Source organism: Saprospiraceae bacterium (assembly GCA_016714025.1).
Classification (GTDB): Bacteria; Bacteroidota; Bacteroidia; order Chitinophagales; family Saprospiraceae; genus Vicinibacter.
Genome location: JADJOB010000001.1, coordinates 1 through 20,573, shown reverse-complemented (window position 1 = coordinate 20,573; position 20,573 = coordinate 1). Strand labels below are relative to the sequence as shown.

Here is a 20,573-nt window from a genome sequence, read left to right as displayed (position 1 = left end):
AATTGAATCTAATTCCCTCCTTCTCCTCCAACTCTTCCTGCCTCATCTTCCGAACCAACAGTTCGTTTGCGACTTTTTACTTTATCATTGCCGAAGCGATAGCTCATATTTACATTGATGCGGCGACTGTCCCAGCGACCATTTCCATAGGATTCGAGTCCATCGAAAACAGAAACGCCTTCCCATCCGGATTCATAGAATATATCGCTGAAGGATAATTTAAGATTGAGTTTATCCTGAATGAATTTTTTCTGAATACCAGCATCTAAATTCCAGCTGCTTTCATATACGAATACACCGCCCCAGATGCCGGGACCAGAATAATATCCTGAAACTTCAGCTTTTAAACCATAGGGTAGGCTGAAACTATGTTGTTGAAAAATGGAATAGGTATAAGCTTGTAGATCGACCACGGCACCATTTCCATAATCTGCCTGGTTGTCCAAATGCGATCCACTTAAATTGAAATAAGCTTCCCAGGATTTTGTGATTTGAAAGGGTAGGCTTGCATTGAAGCTCCAAATTTTTTGAGTCGCTAAATTATCCCAATTGATAAAACTGGCGCGTGGATCCACATCATCCGGTCCGATCAGACGAGTAATTTGATCGGTGGTTAAGGAGTATCCCAATTTAAAATTAAAGCGATAGGCCAGGGTATAGTTTAGTTCCAGATTATTTACAATTTCCGGGGATAAGTATGGATTTCCCTTTTCAAATGACAACTGACTCAATTGATTGTTAAATGGATTCAATACATTGTAATCCGGACGATTGATGCGTCGGCTGTAATTTAAACCCAGACTGTTTTGTGGTGACAGGTTGAAATTCAAACCTGCACTTGGAAACCAACTCAGGTAATTTAAAATCACAGGAGGCTCTTGCAATTCAGGAAGCAGTGCAATTAAATCACCGGTTGCATCTGTTTGTTCGGCACGCAAGCCCATATTCATAGTCCATTTTTTACTCAACATGCGATTGTAACTAACATAAGCTGCGTATACATTTTCATCGTAATTAAATCGATTCGAACGAAACGGGTTAATGGTTCCATTTTCCTTTTTACCATCATACACATGATACGTATTGTCAGTTACGACCCGGCTTAATTTAGCACCATACCCCAATTTGCCTTTAAAAGCAGCGTGTTCATAATCCAGTTTTAATGTGAGGATATCAATTTCAGAAGGCGTATTGAAATAATTGAAAAGCTCAGATAATTTATCACGATCTTCTGCATTGTAATAGGTATTTACCTGATCGCGTTTGCTGGTATTGTTGTAAAATCCATAATCCAAATCAATATTTAAACTCTTGTTTTTCTTATCATCAAAACGGTAGTTTAAATTGAAGCTTTGATTGTTTCGAGGATTTTTAGAAACCGTTTTTGCAATTAAAATGCTGTCGACCAATTCGGGAGTATTTGCTGAGCCGATGGTAATTTCATTGGTTCCCCAGTTTTTACCGTCGTTATAAAAGCCATTTAATAAGATGCCAATGGTTTGATTTTTAGTTAAAAAATAATCCGTCCCCAAGCGGTAATTATAATTTTTACGATCCGGACGGGATTCATTGTATTCTTCGAGGTATAAACCGTTTTGATAACTTTGAAACTTCATGATATTGAATCCGATCCACTGACCCGCTCCCAGCGTACCAAAAAGATTCAGGTTTTTATTTCTGTAGTTGCCGGTTCCGGATGCACTGTATTTCGGATATTTTCCTTGAATGTAGGAAGCATTGACGGTGCCATTGGTTCCCAGGTTGCTGTCTTTTTTTAAGCGGATGTCGATGATGCCTGCATTGCCTTGTGCTTCGTATTTAGCTCCGGGATTGGTAATGATATCAATGCGATCAATTTGTTCGGCAGGCAAGTTTTGCAAATAATTGCTGAGATCCTGTCCGCTCATGGGCACTCGTTTGCCATCCAGATATACCAACACCCCCGAACGACCCAGGAGACTGATGTTGTCATTATTGTCAACAGTCACGCTGGGGGCTTTTCGCAAAAGGCTTAAAGCATCCGAACCAATGCTGTTGATGGTTCCTTCCACATTAAATACCAGACGATCTGGTTTTACTTCCAGGATGCTTCGTTTGGCACTGACTGTTGTTTCCTTAAGATTAATGGGCGTGGTATTCATTTTCAGAACTCCTAAATCCTGTGTCTGATTGTTTTGAATGGAAATTCCTCCCAATTGATAATCCTCCATTCCCACATAGGTCGATTTTAAATAGTACGAACCATTTTGAAGATCTTTAAATTCAAAATGTCCTGTTTCATTGCTATTTGAAGCCTTTACCAGACTGCTATCTGTTGCATTAAACAGGCCCATATTTGCATAGATGAGCGGAGTACCTTGTTCGTCTTTTAAAATACCGTGGAGGCTTCCTGTCTGTGCAACCAGTTGCAGGCTTAACAAGCTTGCGATACAGGAAATAAAGTAATTGAATGAAGGGTTCATCAGTATAAAATTTGAGTAATAAACAGGCTTAAAGTTAAGCATTTTATTTATATATACGAAGTTCTTCGTACTTTAACAAATAATTAATTTTGAGGGGAGAAGGGCAATTGGATATTGCACAAAAGGTCAAAGTATCAGAAATAAAGCGCTGTGTTCAAATTAGATGTTTATTATAGCTCCTATTTCTATTGAATTTTGGTCATAGTTACCAGTTGCCGAAGGCGTCCTCGCCGAGGCTTAATTGGAGTATCAAACACGCTGGCAAGAAAAGTAATTTAAGTTATTTGGAAGTTCATGTTTGGAGCTATTTAGAAGAATGAACTTTTCAATAGAATTAATTTTCACAAAAGTCTATTTCAAAAATGGATTCAGATTCTTATTGACAGCAATTTCATGCTTAATGATTAGCTACCGGAGCAATTTTACATTTATATAAATATTTACATTTTAAATCAAGTTTTTTCTCAATTGTGAATCCAGATTTCCTTAATTTATTAAGTATTTTACTATACGATAAGGTTTCTAATTGTTGAATATGAGGGCCTTCGCAACCATGTAAATGCATAATAATCAGATTTCCATCTTTTTTTAAAGATTGTTTAATTCCAATAATAAGTTTATCAATATCAAAATTTATTTGAATTGGAAAATTGATAAATATTAAATCATACAAACCATTAAATACAGGAACCGTATATGGAGCTATTTCTATTATTAAATTTTGTGAACCATTTTTAAAGCTATTAAAATGAGAAATAAAATTATCATTATAAACATGACCAAAGTAACGGCCTGACAAAGCTTGATAAACAGTGATACTATCGTAGATGCTGCATAGAATAGGGGCCAGACACATCATTCCAGGACCGTAATCAAAAATGCAATCATTTTCTTGAATATCTAAAAATTCCAATTCCCTTTCAATATCCATGTTGTTTTTAATCTTAAAAGGATATTCTCTTTCATAAAATCCGTAATTGATAGAAGACCTTAAGTAATGATTTTCATTATTAATTTGGTCCACATTTATATTGTTCTTACTAAAAATACTATTAGAATCAAAATAGCTGGAATAACGATGCGGATATCGTTCATTCATTTCCATAAAGTATAAATCGGGCCACATATAATTAAAAATAGGACCGTAGTTTCTGATTTTAGCGATTCTTTTGGCTTCAGCTGACAACACACCAAAAGCCAAGGCCTTGTTTGTGTCTGCCATGAGTTCATCCCTAAATTTAGAAAGGCCACTAACCATTTTAAATCTATGCATTGAATCAAGTTGGCTGGAAAGACTCCAGGGTACCAGAAGAATATAAACTAAAGCCAATTTGAACCGATTCATACGCTTTGCTTTTAATCAAATAATAAATTTAATTGCTAAGATTTTAAATTAGTGACGAGTAATTTATTTGCAATTCAGAATTAATTTGTTTCCGCTTTAACACATTTATATATCACTTTTGAATCCAATTGTAATTCCGATATAATTTTTAACCCTGCCTTACTTGTTAATTTGTTGAGTTTCTCTCTTGGAAAAAATTTTGGCTGTTCAACTTCATTGTGTATCCATCTTTTGTATTGTGTAAAAAACAGATAACCATCTTTACGAAGTATATTATTTGTGTTTTTTAGAACTTTTAATGGAGTGTCGGAATAGCCAATTGGCCAGTTAAAAAATACTTTTTTGTATTGAATGATATTGTTTTTCTGAAAATTAAAGTCTGGATCAATTATTTCTATGCTCGAACCGTCTTTAAAGCTATTGAAGTGTTTGATTAAATAATTCTCGTTGATTTCATTTTTATTTAACTGTGGTGCAAATAGATAGATTGTTAGATTCGGATAAATGGAACATAATAAAGGTGCAAAGCACATGATTCCAGTCCCAAAATCATAGATTGTATCTCCTTCTTGTATAGTATAAAATTCAAGTTCTTTTAAAAGAGTAAGCTTTTTATTTATATTGAATGGATAGGCATTTTCGACTAAACCATAATAGTTGGCACTGACTAAGTAACGATTTTCACTTTTTACTTTTTGAATATCAATATTCATTTGGGTGAGAATGTTGTTTTTTCCATAAAGATTTGCGAGATTGCGCCGATTGTATTCCTGGAAATTGTACCGAATTTCATCATTAAAATAATAAGTATGCAGATTATTGATGCTATCCCAATTTAACTTTGCATTCTCATGTACAACTACGCCATAGGCAATTACACTTTGAGTGTCTTTGAGTAATTCCGAACGAAATTCAGACAAACTTTTTATAATGGATGCTTGTGTAGCTGAGTCCATTTGCCCTTCGAGCTTTGAAACATAGATCATCAAAAAGCAAAACAAAAGCATGCCGCTTTTCATAAAAGAAGGTTAGTGTCCCTACAAATATAGAAAATCAATCCTAATTGCAAAATCTGCTTTTCAATAGCAATCCAATAGCAGAACTTATCTGATTTCTTATAAGGTGATACCTATCAAAAGCCAAAAGGTAATTATAAGATCAAAACATTTTGCATTCCAGCATTCCAGCATTCCAGCATTCCAGCATTCCAGCATTCCAGCATTCCAGCATTTCAGCATTTCAACATTTCAGCATTGTAGAATTGCACCATTGCAGAATTGCGGCATTTCCCTTAATTCACATCCTTCCTTTCCATCAACTTCTTAATCATTCCCTCCACATTGATTTTATTAGCAGGATCCGGTGCCAATTCCAGGGCTTGCCTTGCATAGGTCAATGCTTTGTCGTAGGCTCCATTGGCTGACAGTCCACGAGTCATGCCCACTAGGGTTGTAAAGGTGTTGGGATGTTTTTCATAATTCATTTTAAAAACATCCAATGCTTGTTTATATAATTTCAGGCCGATTAATTGACGAGCATATTGGTGGACTTCAAAAATACCGGCGGTGGGTAGAATTTTTTGCATGGTGGCAAACGCTTCATCGCTTCTGTTTAATTTTTGAAGAATTTGTGATTTGGTAGTCCAGGCCTGAAAACTATTTTGTCCGCCGAATGTAGTACTGGTTGCGGTATCAGCCCATACCAATGCCTGATCCAGGTTGGTATTATTTTGAACGCACCATTGCGCTGCCTGATTCCAGGACTGCCAAATAAATCCACGCTCGCTGCGCAGTTCTTTTCTAAAAGAATTCAATTGATCCCGAATGTAATCTGCTTCTACTGTAAATGCAATTTCCAATTTTTCCCATTGCAAAGCAACCACAGCAGATGTGTTGGTTTGATTCTTAAAAATATACTGCAACCATTCAACACTTTGGTCCAGTTTGACCGGTTTTACTTTAACGCGAAGGGCATCTTCGCTTGGGTCATAGTAAAAAGCACCCCACGAACTGTTATTTTTTGAAAAAATGAGCGTGCAGAAACTAGTATCATAAATAATAAAAAAACCGTATTTACCAGCTGATAAATCCTGGCCATTTATTTTTACATCATTCGAAAAGCTGATGGTGGTATTTTCATTTGCACCTGCCCGCCAAGGAGCTAATTTGGTATTCCCAAACCCTAAATCTCCCAGGCCATAATGTACCAATTCACCCCAAATCTTTCCTTCACGCCCTTTAACACCCGGTCGACTGTAATCAATGCGGACTTCAGTAAGACCAATCCATTCCGAAATGCTGGCCTTTTTATTACCACCATCCGGCACGGTAGTTAAAGGGATCTGAGCATTTAGTTGCCCGACAAACAAGAACAAGAAACACCATGATAAAAGCTTCATATTTAAATAGTTTCCACAAACCTACGAATAAATTCGTAGATACACACAAAATTCAAATTCTATTCGTGCTCCATTCGTGCATTCGTGGCAATCCCTCTTTCTTCATTCGTGCTCCATTCGTGCATTCGTGGCAAACCTCCTTTCTTCATTCGTCCTCAATTCGTGCATTCGTGGCAATCCTCCTTTCTTCATTCGTCTTCCATTCGTGCATTCGTGGCAAACCTCCTTTCTTCATTCGTCCTCAATTCGTCCTCCATTCGTGCTCCATTCGTGCATTCGTGGCAAACCTCCTTTCTTTATTTCGTCCAACATTCGTGGCAACAAATATTAATTTGGACTTTCTAAAACCAATCCTTATCTGGAAAAAGTCATTGTTGCAAGTCCACCGAATACATCAAAGACTATTTTATTACATGCATTGGATTTAACATCAACCGTATTTCCAATAGATGCAGAATTATCAATTGCAACCGCACGAAAAGTTACACTCGTACTATCAGCAACATATTTTTTTACTGGAAGTGCTTTGCCATTTAATTCACCATCAATAAGCAAATCCTCTGGAACAGTTGAAAATGTACCATCCGCATTGAAAGTACCAGAACCCGATTCACTAAATCCTAAACCTTTAATCTGGATGTTCCATGTTCCAATAATATTTGTGGGAACTGCTGTTGGTGTACAATTATCATCATCATCTGAACAAGCAGACAGCATAGCAATAGATAAGACAAAGAATGCCCAATGGAAGAATTGATTTTTCATGTTGATTTGTATAATTTAAATAAAATTTTTTAATAAAGCTTAAGTGATGTTAATCATGCACAACGAACAACTTACCGGGTGAGAATTAATTTAGTATCTGCATGATCCAGACTTTTTAATTCGATATAATCACATTTATAACTGCTAAAAAGATAGTCAATGTTAATTTGTTTTTTCTGATCGCTTGAAATTCCACTAAATCGTATTCCTACTGAATCAATGCTAAATTTCTGGCTGCTTAAAAAAGCACCAAAAAATTTATTCGGAATAATTAAATCAGCCGGATTACTGGTAAAGGTCCTAAAAGCTGAAAAACTCAAGGTGCCTTTTGTGGATTGACTGTTTATGAGTTCAGCATTCCATTCACCATAAATGCTCAATGCCGGAATTTCTGAAAAGCAATCTTTTACAGGTTCCTTATGGCATGCTACAAGAACAAATAAACAACTGAGAACAGCGAATTTTCCCATTTATTTCCCTAATTCAATCAATAAAAGTACAAATTTTATTAATCAGCAATGCTATAATTTAATCCAACAGCCACCAAAATTAGTAGTCAGAAATTAGTAGTCAGGGGTCAGTCAGTCAAAATTAGTAGTCAGAAATTAGTAGTCAGGGGTCAGTCAGTCAAAATTAGTAGTCAGAAATTAGTAGTCAGGGGTCAGTCAGTCTAAAATGCTCAACATACCAAAAACCCTCCTCCCTAACAGTCCAATAATCTAGCAGTCTAATAGTCTAAGCCCTCCAGCCCTCCAGCCCTCCAGTCCATCAGTCCATCAGTCCATCAGCCTAACAGTCTAACAGCCTAACAGCCTTCCCTCCCTCCAGCCCCCTTTTCCCACATTTATTTCCCTAATTCAAACATTTATCCTATATTTGCGGCGCTAAAACTGATCTTAGTGATCACATTTGGTAACTTTTAATACAATTAAAATGGGTTCTTTCTTAACTAAAGAGGCTAAAGCAGGCATCTTTAAACAGTTTGGTGGTTCTGATAAAAACACCGGAAAAACAGAGTCTCAAATAGCGCTTTTCACTGCTAGAATCAAAGGACTTTCCGACCATCTTCAAACCAATAAAAAAGATCACTCTTGCAGAAGAGCCTTACTTCATTTGGTAGGAAAACGGAAACAGTTACTTAACTACTTACACAGTAAGGATTTAGCTCGTTACAAAGCCATTCTTGACCAATTAGGTCTGAGAAAGTAAAACGAATCAGGATTTTCTGCTTCAACGGATCAGCCAGTTTATTTAGAGTACCAGGGGACTAAAGAGTAGCCCCACATTGATTAACATATTAAGATTTTATTTTATGGGTTTAAAAACGCCTTTCTCTACCTCATTTCAACTTCCCGATGGGCGTGAGGTCATCCTAGAAACCGGAAAATTAGGCACCCAGGCGCATGGCTCGGCCGTCGTCAAATTGGGCAAAACGATGTTGTTTGCTTCAGTAGTTTCAAACAAGGAAGCTAAAGAAGGGCAGGATTTCTTCCCGCTGTCTGTTGACTATCAGGAAAAATTTGCAGCCGCTGGTAAAATTCCTGGTAATTTCTTTAGAAGAGAATCCAAACTATCAGATTATGAAGTGTTGATTTCCCGATTGGTAGATCGCGCAATCCGCCCATTGTTTGCTGATACCTATCTTACAGAAACCCAGATTATTATAAACCTGATTTCAGGAGATGCTGAAACCATGCCCGATGCATTGGCCGGCTTGGCAGCTTCAACCGCATTATCTTGCTCAGATATTCCTTGGGAAGGTCCAATTTCAGAAGTTCGGGTTGCTAAAATTGATGGCAATTATGTTGTAAACCCAAATCGTACAGACCTGGCTCGCGCTACCTTAGACATCATCGTAGCAGCTACATTAAAAAACCTCATGATGGTTGAAGGGGAAGCCAATGAGTGTCAGGAACATGAATTGATCGAAGCCATTAAAGTTGCGCATGAAGCCATTAAAGTTCAGTGTCGTGCTCAGTTGACCCTTGCTGATATGTTAGGCGAATCCGTTGCTAAAAAACGGGAAATTCCAGTAGTGGAAGAAGATCAGGAATTAACGGATTTCTTGCAAACCAATGCGGCAACTCAAATCAAAACAATTGCGGAATCGGCTTTGGAAAAACATGCGCGCAAAGATGGTTTTGATGCCATCCTGAAGTCTTGTGTAGAAATGTTGACTGCCACCAAAGGTGAAGAATATACCACCGAAAACAAGCGAAAAATCGCTGCGTATTTCGATAAATTAAAGAAACATACCATTCGTCATATGGTACTCGATTCAGGCAAACGTTTGGATGGAAGAGCCAAAGACGAAGTCCGTCCAATTTGGACAGAAATTGAATATTTGCCGGCTGCTCACGGTTCTGCAATTTTCAATCGGGGAGAAACCCAGTCTTTGACATCTGTAACACTGGGAACCAAAGACGATGAAATGCTGATTGACAATGCATTCAATCTTTACAACGAAAAATTTATCCTGCATTATAATTTTCCTGCTTTTTCAGTTGGAGAAGCAAGACCCTCCCGCGGTCCCGGCCGTAGAGAAGTTGGCCATGCAAATTTAGCGGCGCGCTCTTTGCGTAAAATTATGCCGGATACATTCGCATATACTACCCGGATTGTTTCGGATATCCTCGAATCAAATGGTTCGTCTTCCATGGCCACTGTGTGTGCTGCATCTCTGGCTTTAATGGATGCCGGGGTTCCTGTAAAAAACCAATTTCAGGAATTGCAATGGGTTTGATTTCAGAAGGAGGTAAAACTTCTATTCTGACCGACATCCTGGGTGACGAAGATGCGTTGGGCGATATGGACTTTAAAGTAACCGGAACGGCTCAGGGAATTTGCGGAACGCAAATGGATATGAAAATCGACGGACTTTCTTATGAATTACTGGAAGAAGCATTGAACCAGGCAAAACAAGGCCGTCTTCATATTTTAGATAAAATGGCTGAGACGATTTCAGTTCCAAATCCGGATTTGAAACCCCATGCTCCAAGGATTATTGAAATCATCATTGAGAAAAGCTTTATAGGTGCAGTGATTGGACCCGGTGGTAAAATTATCCAGGAAATGCAAGCCAAAACCGGTACTAAAATTAATATCGAGGAAGTAGGCGATAAAGGAATTATAAACGTAGCTGGTACCAATAAGGAAGGAATGGATCAAGCCATTGCCATGATTGAAAAAATTACCTTTTCACCTCAGATCGGAGATGTATACGATGCAACTGTTGCATCGATCTTTCCATTCGGAGTATTTGTTGACTTTAGAAACAAATCCGGTTTGTTGCACGTCAGTGAAATGTCTCACAGCCGCATCGACAATGTAGAAGATGTATTTAAAGTAGGAGATCACGTCAAAGTAAAACTGATTGGAGTCGATCCAAAGACAGGTAAACTACGTTTATCCAGAAAAGCAATCATGCCAAAAGACGGAAGCTCCTCTTTCTAAGCTTCGCATTTTTCGGGTTCAATACTTTGAACCCATTGCATTGTATGAGTTCAATACTTTGAACCCATTATATTAGTCAGCGTTCAACTTCTTGAACCTATTTGATTTGTCAGGCTTCAGCCCCTTGAACCCAAATTATTCCGTAAGTTTGTTTGATTTTTTTTCAAACAGATGCGGCAATTAAAAATTTCACAAAAAATCACCAACAGGGAGAGCATTGCGCTCGAACGCTATCTGGCAGATATTGCTAGAATAGAAACCATTGCCCCGGAGGAAGAAGTGGAGTTAGCCAAACGAATTAAATCAGGCGATCAGGATGCTTTAGATAAATTGGTACAAGCCAACTTGAGATTTGTTGTAAGTGTTGCCAAACAATATCAAAACAACGGACTCACCTTAAACGATCTGATCAATGAAGGCAATGTCGGTTTATTGAAAGCGGCTAAGCGTTTTGATGAAACACGTGGTTTTAAATTTATAACGTTTGCAGTTTGGTGGATTCGTCAATCCATTTTAACAGCCATCATTGAGAATTCAAGAATGATTCGTTTGCCTTACAATAAATTTCACAGTCAAAAACAAATCAATACCGCGTATCAATCTTTTTTACAACAATTTGAAAGAGAACCAAGCCCTGAAGAAATATCAGAGTTGTTTGGTATGAAACCGGAAGACGTATATAACATTCTACAATCCAACAATAAAACCATTTCTTTGGATTCTCCGGTTGATGGCCAGGAGGGCAGCTTTGAATTCATTGACACCATTGGCGATGATTCCATTGCAGCACCTGATATGGGCTTGATGAAGGATTCCATGAAGGAAGAACTAAAATTTGCATTGATTCAGTTGTCACCCAGAGAACGTGAAGTGATCACCTTGTTGTATGGCTTAGAAGGCACCATGCCCAAAGGATTGGATGAAGTTGCCGAATCCTTTGGTATTTCAGTAGAGCGCATGCGCCAGGTACGCGATCACGCATTTAAAAGACTGAAACGTTTGTTTAAGCGCTACAACATGAAACCGCTAAATAACTAAGCGTTTTAAAACAAATAGCATGCAATTGCGTTTTCTTTTCAGGTTTCAATAAACGGTTTTATCTTAGTGCCATGACAGTTAGAAATCAATTTCGCTTGATTGTTTATCGGTTCCATGAAAAGGGACTTGAAGTCCTGATGATGAATTCAAAAGACGAAGTCACCAACAACATCTTATTTGACGGGAAAGTGTTTTTAGATCAGTTTGAACACCAGATTCAAAAATATCAGGCTATTGAATTGGAAGGAACTGAGGAAAACGGCATAAAGGCATTGGCAATTGAAGCCGATTGGCACGACCTTCCAAAAGTCAGACATTTACTTGTACAGGATTTGCACATGGTCAAAGACGTGCTTTATACCAAATTACCTGAAATGCAAGGTTCTTATGTAGCGGTAAAAGAAGCCTTTAAAAAATTACTGCCTCACGAATACAGTTTCTTAAAGGAATTAAAAGACATTTTGTTGGATCGCAACACGATTCGGAATATCTGAACGATGCCGCTTCCAAATTTATAATAGTTTATGTTGCCCGAACACATCGCCCTTTCAGGTACAGATTTTCATTTTAAAAATCAACAACAGGTTTACCATGGAAAAGTGCGGGATGTCTATGATATTGGTGATAAATTAATCATAATAACATCCGACCGGATTTCAGCATTCGACCATATTTTGCCAAGGCCAATTCCGTGGAAAGGACAAGTTTTAAATCAAATTGCAGCTCATTTTCTTGAAGCTGTTAAAGATATTTGTCCGGTTTGGCTCGAAGAATGTCCGGATCCCAATGTTTCCGTTGGGAAAAATGCCAGGGAATTCCCATCGAAATGGTTGTCCGTGGATACTTAACCGGCCATGCCTGGCGTACCTACAAATCTGGTGAACGGGTTTTATGTGGAGTTCAAATGGAGGAAGGAATGCGTGAAAATCAACAGTTCACAAGCCCCATCCTGACACCCACAACCAAAGCCAGTGAAGGACACGATGAAGATATTTCTTCAGATTCACTCATCAAAAGAGGCATTGTAAACAAAGAACTGTGGGAGGACATGGCAAGGCTTGCTTTTCGTTTATTTGAACGTGGTACTTCAATTGCTGCAGAGCAAGGGCTTATACTGGTCGATACAAAATATGAATTCGGACTTTTTGAAGGAAAATTAATCTTGATGGATGAAATTCATACACCAGATAGTTCGAGGTATTTTGAACGAGCAAACTATCTGGAACATTTCAACAACAATACCTCGCCTACACAACTCTCCAAAGAATTTGTCCGGGAATGGTTGATGGCACATGGATTCCAGGGGAAGGAAGGTCAATTGATGCCGGAAATGCCCGATTTATTTGTTTGGACCATTTCAGATCGCTACATCGATTTATACGAACGGATCACAGGAAAACCCTTTGTAAAATCAGACTCCGGGATCCCTGTAAGACAGCGGATTACATCCAATCTTTCAAAATATTTATAGTTTCCGGAACTTTCAAACACCTGATATCGTTTTCTCATTACAATTTAAATGTAAATTGATTTTCTTGCACAGCTATACAAGCACACATCATAATGGGGTTGTATTGGAATCGACAGGAAATGTAATGGTTTAGTAAGCATGTCGTAGGATGATAGCACGCTACGTAAAAAACGGGTATCGACTTTTAAATGGCAATACTTCTTTTGCTGTTGCAGCCTAATTCTAGTAGTTAGTATGCATCTGTGTCCCGGGATGGATGTCTGATAAATTCCGCATGACACATCATAAAACATCAGGCTGGATGCTTAATAGTCCCGCTTAATCATCGAGAAAGAGGGAATAAGGTTTGGTAAGCTCGTTTTCTAAGCTCCACCAAATCTGACAAGTAAATAGAAAACTAAACATGTAGAAAGTTAAATGATTCTTTCTCTGGACGCGGGTTCGAATCCCGCCAGCTCCACCAGGTTCAATTAAAAATTAATAATTAAGAATTACGAATTATGGGAGCTTAGCGTGCATCCCGTGAACTCGCGAGACGAATTATGGGAGCGTAGCCTTCATTTAGCCTGCTTTGGGACGAATTGTAGAATTTTGAAATCGTATTAGCCTTATTAAGTATCGACAAAAGAAATTACAAATTAATGCATGTTTTATTTTTAGATGGCTATTTGGATTTCAACTTTTTTAATATTTAGTTTAACTGTTCAGGATCTCGACGACAATCCCAAATAAATAATATAAGGATATGCTCACTCATTATTTCATAAAATATAATATACTGTAGAATCACAAAGCCTCTTACATTCTCGAATTCTGTTGCAATTGATAATAATGGAAATCTTTGAATTAATTTAGTGGAGTCACGAAATGTTTTCAATAACTTCTTACTGTAAGTTGACTACTTATTTTGCTGATCAAAAAACTTTTTTATGTCCTTTAAGTCATTTTTTGCGATTTCAGACCATACTATTGGTTTAGTCATCTAATAAATCATTAAATGCTTGTTCTGTTGTATAGTGACGACCGGTTTTATATTCATTTCTAGCCTCGTGAATCAACATTTTTTGTTCTGCATTTAAAGAAATTACTTGCTTTGTTTCTAGTATGTCTTGCAAAAGAGTATACACTTCCGGAAGTATTTCTTCATTATCAATACCTTGTATCCCTTTGATAATTTTTTCTTTGATAGTAGACATATATTATAATTTTATGCTAATTTACAAAATTAAGCAAAATCAATACGTATTGGCTTGCTTGGAATAAGATAAATATTGAATGCGGGATGAGAAGTTTATCACGCTGAAAGCGTGAAATCCCGCCAGCTCCACCAGGTTCAATTAAAAATTAATAATTAAGAATTATGGGAACGTAGTGTACATCCCGCGTACTCGCGGGACGAATTATAATTTTTTATATTTTAATAAGTGTTCGTTCTATTATTAGAATTTTTCTCATTGTAAATGCATTTTCATTTGATGCTTTGTTGATGCAATAAACAAAAGCCCTCATCATTAGAATGACAAGGGCTTTTTAATTTTTATATTTATACAATTAATGACATCGGCCAATGCATGTGGTATAATTGCGAATGGCTTTTTCAATGCACCAGGTGTAGTTTTGTGGAGCTACGTGTTGGCAAACCGTTAGATCTCGGCTTAATTGTTTTCCACAATTGGATCGACACGATGCAGGTTGTGGAATTTGAAATGTTGCAAATGTTATAGATGCTAAATTAAATGAATCATTCTGCAAGGCCACCGTATCCAATGCCTGGATATAGGCCAATTCACTCAATCCAGCAATTTGTGCATCTTTTATACTAAGTGCTTTTCAATTGCATCTAGACGGGGACCCCAGTTCTGAGGCTCTTCTTTTTTACATGAACATAAGAGGAGTAGGAGGAAGAAAAAAATTGTAATTAGAATCTTCATAATTTTTTTTGTTTAGGAATAAGGAAATAATATTTTAAATACCATGCAAAGTTGCGAGCTGATACAATTCCGGTCAATCCGCTGAAAGGGCCATATTTTCAGTGGTTCTAAAGGTGTAATAGCTATGGCAAATGGATACATGCCAGATGTTTTAGTATCAATGTATTGGCTTAAGAAGCTATATATTATTTTATCGGCTTTTAAGTCGATATTTTGTTATATCGGATAATTATCCGATATTTGGGTATGGGGAATTCCAAAATGTTTGCCGTGCTTACCGGGGATGTAGTTAATTCGCGACAAGGAGACGCTGCTACCTGGATGCCGCTGTTAAAGCGTACACTCAATGTATTTGGCACAGAGCCGTCAGATTGGGAAATATACCGTGGCGATAGTTTCCAAATGCTGCTTCCGGCCAGGGAAGCACTTCATGCCGCTCTTATTATCAAGGCAGGGTTAAAACAAATTCCCAAATTGGACGTCCGAATTGCCATCGGAATAGGAACTGTAAACTACCGTGCAGCTAAAATTACAGAATCCTCCGGCGATGCGTTTACTAGATCCGGCAGTTGTTTTGATGCTTTGAAAAAACAATCCTTGAGCATTGCGACTGGAGATGAATCGTTTAACGAGCGTTTTAATCTGATGTTGGCCTGGGACTCCTGACTATGAATTCCTGGAGTGTGATTGTTGCACAGGCCATTCAAGCTGCGCTGGAAAATCCTGATAAAAATCAAATGGAACTAGCTCAATTACTCAAGAAGTCTCAAAGTTCAATCAGTGAAGCATTGACTCGCGGTGGCTATGAAGAGGTCTTGCGAATGGAACAATATTTCCAACAACAAATCCAAAAGCTATGATCGAGTTGTTTCTGAAAATTCTTTTAGCGCATTTACTGGGTGATTTTGTGTTCCAGCCTGAAAAATGGGTATTGGATAAAATGGCTAAAAAGCATCGTTCCGTTTATTTATACTGGCATCTGTTGGTGCATCTTTGTTGCTTTTGACAATCCTGCAATTTGATGCGGATTATTGGCTTAGCATTGCAATTATTCTTCTTTCTAATGGTCTCATCTTTTTATTAAAATTGCATTTGCAATCCAAAATCGTTAATCGCCTCAACTTTTTCTGGACCAAATAGCGCATGTATCCTTACTTGTTTGTGTTGCCTCCATGTATGTACCTATGGAATTTTCATCAGCATGGATATTTAATTCGCAAACCACCTTGTTTCTGGTTGCTGTTGTTTGTGTAAGCTATGTGTCTTCGATTATAATGAAAGTATTGATCAGTGCCTGGAAAATGGATGAGGAAAACGAATCAGACAGTTTAAAAAATGCAGGAAAATATATTGGAATTTTAGAAAGACTCCTGATTTTTGGTTTTATCATTTTAAATCAATGGGCATCCATCGGATTGTTGATTGCAGCAAAATCAGTGCTGCGGTTTAATGATTTATCAAGATCAAAAGACAGAAAGTTGACGGAATATATATTGACAGGAACGCTCCAAAGTTATAGTTTGGCTATTATTATTAGTTTGCTTTACACTTATTTTATAAAATTAGTTAATTAAACTTTATAATAATTCCACTAAATCTTAAAATGAGTAAAGCTGCTTAATGGCTAATATAATTTGATTTAGTCCATTTTAAATATTCGGGCCGCGAACCAGTTTAAAACTGATTTCAAAACGTACACTTTCTCTTCCGGAATTTCCATTATACCGGTAATCTAAATAATTAGTAAAAAAAGAAATTTCCTTCTATTGAGCCACTTGGTTGACTGTAGTTGGTAATTGCAATTTGAATGTCTTTAGGGATAGCTGTTATAAATTCATCTCCATTCGTATAAATTAACTGCAGGTCACCTGATTTTTGCAACATTGGGATCATTTGCAAAAACACTCAAGAACGTGCCGGTTACGGTGTCGCCTTTCCAGGCCAATTGATAAAACTGTTGGATTCTAAATTCATGCCCATACCTTCTTGAATGGGTTGGATTAGCACCTTGTTAATTAGCTTCAAGCAATAAATTGATGATCATCGGTATGGTTTTCACTAATCAAGTCGAAATTTCTTCCTGAAAAATTTCCTGATAATATACTGATGCGAATTTCACTGGGTCGAGTAAATTGATCTGGATTGGCAGGATCAATGGTGCATGTACTCAGACTTAAAGAGATCATGCAAAAAATAATAAATCTAAAAATGAAAGGATTAACTGATCTCATGGGAACGAATTTTATAAGTAGCATTCATTGAATTAAATACTTGATAAACATCTTGTATCAGGCTTCAGTAACCAGTTTGATAGCATCTTCAAGATTGGATAATTTATCGGTTTCTAAAAACTTATAGGTTTTGTTCAAAGGGCCAGTTTCAAATTTGATGATTATTTTATTCCCCGATTTAAATACGGTAATCAATAATTCAGGATGTGGAATCTGTCCCCGAATTCTCATGCTTAAAGGTTTGTTCTATAATTTGCGAATATTTTTATACAATGACCGGTATTCAGGAAATTCTGAAACCAATAAACGGATGTGTTTTTCTATAGTATTTACATCCCCTCGTTTTGCAGGACCGGTTTGAGCATTGATTGGATCCAGGCGGAATGCTTTGTCTACCGTTTCAAGCATTAAGCTATGCAGTACTTCAAAAGGAATTTGAGCTTTATCGAGGATTTTTAGCTGCCAGTAGATTGTAGTTTGTAAAATTATTGGCAAATACGGATGCCAAATGCAAATGAGTCCGCATTTGATCATTCATTTCTAATAAATCATTGCTTAGGGTCTGAGCAAGCGGACGGAGGAGGCTTATTGCTTCGGACTTCCTTCAATAAAAATTGGGATGTGCGTCCAATCCAATTCTTTAAACTTACTGAATGTTTGAAGAGGATAAAATAAACTCCTGTTAATAAAATAGGCATCAATCAGATCCGGACTGTTGACACCTGAACTATGAGCAACGATGGCTTGTTTTTCCAGTTTTGTTGCCAATGTTTTACTAAGTGCTTCAATCGCATCATCTTTTATGCATATTAAATAAATCTGCGCATTGCTGTTTATCCGATCAATCTGATTAATGGCTTGAGTTTGTAAAGATCTGCTAATAGTTTGCGCGTTCAAGATCTCTGGAATAAACTTGGGCGATTTTGTGACCGCTAAGTTTGAGTTTTTACAGAGCGGTTGCTAAAATTGCCTGAACCTATCAATACAATTTCAAAAGGGCATCGCGCTTGTTTTGCGTTTCGTATAGGATGCTAAGCATGCCCGAAAGCATCAGGATGCTTCAAACCATACCAGATTAATCCATGGGAATTCAATAACCTGAATTACAATAAAATCGTTGCGTGCAGCATTTTCAGCAATCATTAAAGGCAATTTCATTGTATTCAGATTTGGATGAATTGAATATTCAAATCCCATTTCTTCTGTCTGTGGATTTATTTTGAAAAGCGAAGTGTAATTCCGGGATGAATGGCACTTACCGGCATCGATACAATTTGATTTCCTTTTATCAGGTAGATTGGTTTCAATAATACCTGTTTCATTCCATCATGAAATTCAATTTCAGCAGCAACTGCGATCTCGTCCTCTTTGGGTACATATATTTCAGGATCTATGTCTCTGCTGATGGTATTGAGCTTAAGATATTTTCCATCCCCGATAGTTGCTTGTTGACCCTTTTTAAACTGGGCTTCTCAAATTTAATGTCCTCCCATCTTGGATTTACTAAATCGTAAACTGTATCGGAATTTGAATCGAACCCGATACGCATCAATTGAAAAAGGAATTTATAGACCAGATTTTGTCTGAACAGAATTCCGGGACTGGCAATTTTGATTCCTTGTCCTCCAGGTTTTTAATTTTTAATTGAAATTGAAGCTTCTGGTCTCGGATTTAAATTCAAAATCCTTGGCGGAAAAATCATTTAAGATGCTATCTAATATAATAAAATGATTCTTTGTATAGATGGTATCCTTTAATTTACAAAAATACAATTCGTATTTTAAACTGTCTTCTGCCTGTTTTGCCGCTTCTACATCCGTTTGTGTCTGTGGAATTTGTGCGATCAATGAAAATACATCGCGATTTAAATAATGTTTAGTGGATGGATTGGCAGCTACTTTTGTCAATTTATTGTCATATTGAACCTCTGGATGTAATTTGAACTGTTCAATTTTATTGTTTAACGAATCTTCTTTCCAGAAATCAAGTTCATAGATTCTGCTCTTATTAATAAGGTATCGGACGAATAATTTGCAATACCCATTCATAAACATTTTTTCGTTTTTAATTAAAAAGTAAGATGTTTTGAAATATCATCTTCAGACCAATTTCTAAAAGGTCTCGCTGGGCAAATTCATTTGTTGAAATAATACGCTTATTAATACCTGTAAATAAAATACCAAGTAATAAAATTCCAAATCCACCATGTGAACAAACCAATGCGGATTGCATTGGATTAAATCAGATGCTATGAATTAAATACAAAGCTGAACTGCAGATAGCAAACCAGGCAGCACCTAATAAAGTCATGTGGCTCAGTGTAATTTATCAAACGAATACAAACTGATCAACTCAGTATGCAAGCAATTACAAGACACAAGGAAATACGAATCAAAAAATGATTTACCTAATTTTAAACTTCGATCCCCTAAATAACGCAAATAGATGGATACTGAAGAAAGCACAGCAACTAAAACTCCAATCCAAAGTTGGTATTGGTTGCTTGATGTTTAATGGGTTCAAGGGGGGCTTCTGTGCCAGGATTCCATTGAAATATTTAATAATTTTCAAATTGATCTAAAATTTTATTATAAACTGGAATAGATGTAGTAAAACTTATAAGCAATGCGCTAAAAAGAGTAAAACCAGACTACCAATAAACATCCAAAATTCACGTGAATGAAATTGTTCTTCGTTTTCTTTTGTGAGGAATAAGTTTATAACGGGAAATAAAGTGACCAATGGAATTATACTGACGATAACACAAAAATTTATAATTGCCATTTCCAAGCCCATTTGGGTGAAAGCATGTGCAGAGCTGTCTCCTAATATTCCGCTTCGTGTTAAAATGAAGAATACACAACAAGTATAAAGACAAGAAATACAAGCTCATCGTAGCGCCTACAGAAAACCCGGTAGATTTGCGACTAAAGTGGTGTGAATACCTGCAACTAAAACAATCCATGGCACCAATGACATATTTTCAACAGGATCCCAGGCCAGTAACCACCGAAGCTCAAAGCTTCATAGGCCCAAACACCACCCATTAAAATTCCTGTCCCCAAATAAAGCCAGAAAAAATGACATTCAGGGCAATACAGGTTTTAACCGAGTGCTAAAAATCTTTTTGCATAATCCACTGAGTGCATATGCAAATGGGATAATGATTTAAAGCAAACCAAGAAACAAAGTAGGAGGATGAATGATCATCCAATAATTTTTGAAGCAACGGATTTAAGCCATTGCCTTTTATGAGTTGGGTATATTCGGCATTGTTGAAAAGTGGGATATCCATGATATGCCTGAGCAGTGCAAAGGACTGCTGCCGATTCGGCTTTCGCGTATAAATGCCTAACAGCATGCTGGTTAAAATCACATTGACAGCCAGGATGATTGATAAGATGCTGATCAAAACGGGATTTAAAATTAAAGAACAAACTGAAATGCAATTCCAAAACATCCACAATAAAAAACTCCTT

The 20,573-nt window shown here is 37.1% G+C and carries 19 protein-coding genes, 1 other RNA gene and 4 pseudogenes; 8 read left to right on the top strand and 16 right to left on the bottom strand.

Translation table 11 applies throughout. The features are described from left to right. Window positions 1-8 precede the first annotated feature (8 nt). The 6 genes from IPJ80_00120 to IPJ80_00095 all read right to left on the bottom strand — a co-directional run bounded on the left by IPJ80_00120 (window position 9) and on the right by IPJ80_00095 (window position 7,440). Window positions 9-2,462, bottom strand: a complete 2,454-nt coding sequence (locus IPJ80_00120; GenBank protein MBK7911885.1) for a TonB-dependent receptor — start codon at window positions 2,460-2,462, stop codon at window positions 9-11. 397 nt (window positions 2,463-2,859) lie between these two features. Continuing rightward, a complete protein-coding gene (locus tag IPJ80_00115; protein MBK7911884.1) occupies window positions 2,860-3,807 on the bottom strand; it encodes a hypothetical protein in 948 nt (315 codons plus the stop codon). 80 nt (window positions 3,808-3,887) lie between these two features. Then, entirely contained in the window at window positions 3,888-4,826 is a 939-nt protein-coding gene (locus tag IPJ80_00110) for a hypothetical protein (GenBank protein MBK7911883.1), read from the bottom strand. Window positions 4,827-5,098: 272 nt separating this feature from the next. Continuing rightward, window positions 5,099-6,205, bottom strand: a complete 1,107-nt coding sequence (locus IPJ80_00105; protein ID MBK7911882.1) for a DUF2911 domain-containing protein — start codon at window positions 6,203-6,205, stop codon at window positions 5,099-5,101. 354 nt (window positions 6,206-6,559) lie between these two features. Next, complete coding sequence (locus IPJ80_00100; protein MBK7911881.1) at window positions 6,560-6,970, bottom strand: hypothetical protein; 411 nt, start codon at window positions 6,968-6,970, stop codon at window positions 6,560-6,562. Window positions 6,971-7,041: 71 nt separating this feature from the next. Further along, the gene (locus IPJ80_00095) at window positions 7,042-7,440 is read right to left on the bottom strand and encodes a hypothetical protein (protein ID MBK7911880.1); all 399 of its coding nucleotides are present in this window, start codon (window positions 7,438-7,440) and stop codon (window positions 7,042-7,044) included. A 463-nt stretch (window positions 7,441-7,903) separates the two neighbouring features. Here IPJ80_00095 and rpsO point away from each other — a divergent pair, with 463 nt between their 5' ends. From rpsO to ssrA, 6 genes and pseudogenes are all read left to right on the top strand, one after another. Then, window positions 7,904-8,179: a 30S ribosomal protein S15 gene (gene rpsO, locus IPJ80_00090; GenBank protein ID MBK7911879.1), complete on the top strand. Its 276-nt coding sequence runs from the start codon at window positions 7,904-7,906 to the stop codon at window positions 8,177-8,179. A gap of 103 nt (window positions 8,180-8,282) precedes the next feature. Then, window positions 8,283-10,423, top strand: a pseudogene (gene pnp, locus IPJ80_00085) (polyribonucleotide nucleotidyltransferase). Between the two features lie 171 nt (window positions 10,424-10,594). Next, window positions 10,595-11,461 (top strand): RNA polymerase sigma factor RpoD/SigA, encoded by an 867-nt coding sequence (locus IPJ80_00080; protein ID MBK7911878.1) that lies wholly within the window; start codon window positions 10,595-10,597, stop codon window positions 11,459-11,461. Between the two features lie 71 nt (window positions 11,462-11,532). Then, window positions 11,533-11,955, top strand: coding sequence for a hypothetical protein (locus tag IPJ80_00075; GenBank protein MBK7911877.1), 423 nt, complete (start codon window positions 11,533-11,535; stop codon window positions 11,953-11,955). Between the two features lie 30 nt (window positions 11,956-11,985). After that, a pseudogene (locus IPJ80_00070) lies at window positions 11,986-12,932 on the top strand (phosphoribosylaminoimidazolesuccinocarboxamide synthase). 94 nt (window positions 12,933-13,026) lie between these two features. Further along, window positions 13,027-13,395: a transfer-messenger RNA gene (ssrA, locus tag IPJ80_00065) on the top strand. 511 nt (window positions 13,396-13,906) lie between these two features. Here ssrA and IPJ80_00060 read toward each other — a convergent pair. Further along, entirely contained in the window at window positions 13,907-14,128 is a 222-nt protein-coding gene (locus IPJ80_00060; GenBank protein MBK7911876.1) for a hypothetical protein, read from the bottom strand. A gap of 355 nt (window positions 14,129-14,483) precedes the next feature. Further along, the gene (locus IPJ80_00055) at window positions 14,484-14,726 is read right to left on the bottom strand and encodes a hypothetical protein (GenBank protein ID MBK7911875.1); all 243 of its coding nucleotides are present in this window, start codon (window positions 14,724-14,726) and stop codon (window positions 14,484-14,486) included. 398 nt (window positions 14,727-15,124) lie between these two features. Here IPJ80_00055 and IPJ80_00050 point away from each other — a divergent pair. Further along, window positions 15,125-15,723, top strand: a pseudogene (locus IPJ80_00050) (transcriptional regulator). Beyond that, window positions 15,720-16,437 (top strand): annotated as a pseudogene (locus IPJ80_00045) (DUF3307 domain-containing protein). The pseudogenes IPJ80_00050 and IPJ80_00045 overlap by 4 nt, the downstream one beginning before the upstream one ends. 166 nt (window positions 16,438-16,603) lie before the next feature. On the opposite strand, the gene IPJ80_00040 reads toward IPJ80_00045, so the two are convergent. The 8 genes from IPJ80_00040 to IPJ80_00005 form a co-directional block, all read right to left on the bottom strand. Then, window positions 16,604-16,747 carry a hypothetical protein gene (locus IPJ80_00040; GenBank protein ID MBK7911874.1) on the bottom strand — a complete coding sequence of 48 codons (144 nt, stop codon included), beginning with the start codon at window positions 16,745-16,747 and terminating at the stop codon, window positions 16,604-16,606. A gap of 137 nt (window positions 16,748-16,884) precedes the next feature. Continuing rightward, on the bottom strand, window positions 16,885-17,094 hold the full coding sequence (locus IPJ80_00035; protein ID MBK7911873.1) for a hypothetical protein: 210 nt from the start codon (window positions 17,092-17,094) through the stop codon (window positions 16,885-16,887). A 57-nt stretch (window positions 17,095-17,151) separates the two neighbouring features. Then, entirely contained in the window at window positions 17,152-17,325 is a 174-nt protein-coding gene (locus IPJ80_00030) for a hypothetical protein (protein ID MBK7911872.1), read from the bottom strand. A gap of 15 nt (window positions 17,326-17,340) precedes the next feature. After that, a complete protein-coding gene (locus IPJ80_00025; protein MBK7911871.1) occupies window positions 17,341-17,628 on the bottom strand; it encodes a DUF2520 domain-containing protein in 288 nt (95 codons plus the stop codon). A 51-nt stretch (window positions 17,629-17,679) separates the two neighbouring features. Beyond that, window positions 17,680-17,991 carry a hypothetical protein gene (locus tag IPJ80_00020; protein MBK7911870.1) on the bottom strand — a complete coding sequence of 104 codons (312 nt, stop codon included), beginning with the start codon at window positions 17,989-17,991 and terminating at the stop codon, window positions 17,680-17,682. Between the two features lie 743 nt (window positions 17,992-18,734). Further along, window positions 18,735-19,142 carry a hypothetical protein gene (locus IPJ80_00015; protein MBK7911869.1) on the bottom strand — a complete coding sequence of 136 codons (408 nt, stop codon included), beginning with the start codon at window positions 19,140-19,142 and terminating at the stop codon, window positions 18,735-18,737. 16 nt (window positions 19,143-19,158) lie between these two features. Continuing rightward, entirely contained in the window at window positions 19,159-19,326 is a 168-nt protein-coding gene (locus IPJ80_00010) for a hypothetical protein (protein ID MBK7911868.1), read from the bottom strand. Window positions 19,327-20,209: 883 nt separating this feature from the next. Next, on the bottom strand, window positions 20,210-20,506 hold the full coding sequence (locus IPJ80_00005) for a hypothetical protein (protein MBK7911867.1): 297 nt from the start codon (window positions 20,504-20,506) through the stop codon (window positions 20,210-20,212). Window positions 20,507-20,573 lie beyond the last annotated feature (67 nt).

Excerpts from the sequence above, each read along its gene's own strand:
- IPJ80_00010 (MBK7911868.1), bottom strand. The coding sequence starts at position 19,326 with ATGCAATCCGCATTGGTTTGTTCACATGGTGGATTTGGAATTTTATTA.
- IPJ80_00015 (MBK7911869.1), bottom strand. The coding sequence starts at position 19,142 with ATGAATGGGTATTGCAAATTATTCGTCCGATACCTTATTAATAAGAGC.
- IPJ80_00075 (MBK7911877.1), top strand. The coding sequence starts at position 11,533 with ATGACAGTTAGAAATCAATTTCGCTTGATTGTTTATCGGTTCCATGAA.
- IPJ80_00115 (MBK7911884.1), bottom strand. The coding sequence starts at position 3,807 with ATGAATCGGTTCAAATTGGCTTTAGTTTATATTCTTCTGGTACCCTGG.
- IPJ80_00025 (MBK7911871.1), bottom strand. The coding sequence starts at position 17,628 with ATGATCAAATGCGGACTCATTTGCATTTGGCATCCGTATTTGCCAATA.
- IPJ80_00060 (MBK7911876.1), bottom strand. The coding sequence starts at position 14,128 with ATGTCTACTATCAAAGAAAAAATTATCAAAGGGATACAAGGTATTGAT.
- IPJ80_00100 (MBK7911881.1), bottom strand. The coding sequence starts at position 6,970 with ATGAAAAATCAATTCTTCCATTGGGCATTCTTTGTCTTATCTATTGCT.
- rpsO (MBK7911879.1), top strand. The coding sequence starts at position 7,904 with ATGGGTTCTTTCTTAACTAAAGAGGCTAAAGCAGGCATCTTTAAACAG.
- IPJ80_00040 (MBK7911874.1), bottom strand. The coding sequence starts at position 16,747 with ATGTTGCAAAAATCAGGTGACCTGCAGTTAATTTATACGAATGGAGAT.
- IPJ80_00030 (MBK7911872.1), bottom strand. The coding sequence starts at position 17,325 with ATGAGAATTCGGGGACAGATTCCACATCCTGAATTATTGATTACCGTA.
- IPJ80_00095 (MBK7911880.1), bottom strand. The coding sequence starts at position 7,440 with ATGGGAAAATTCGCTGTTCTCAGTTGTTTATTTGTTCTTGTAGCATGC.
- IPJ80_00120 (MBK7911885.1), bottom strand. The coding sequence starts at position 2,462 with ATGAACCCTTCATTCAATTACTTTATTTCCTGTATCGCAAGCTTGTTA.
- IPJ80_00105 (MBK7911882.1), bottom strand. The coding sequence starts at position 6,205 with ATGAAGCTTTTATCATGGTGTTTCTTGTTCTTGTTTGTCGGGCAACTA.
- IPJ80_00035 (MBK7911873.1), bottom strand. The coding sequence starts at position 17,094 with ATGAGATCAGTTAATCCTTTCATTTTTAGATTTATTATTTTTTGCATG.
- IPJ80_00110 (MBK7911883.1), bottom strand. The coding sequence starts at position 4,826 with ATGAAAAGCGGCATGCTTTTGTTTTGCTTTTTGATGATCTATGTTTCA.
- IPJ80_00080 (MBK7911878.1), top strand. The coding sequence starts at position 10,595 with ATGCGGCAATTAAAAATTTCACAAAAAATCACCAACAGGGAGAGCATT.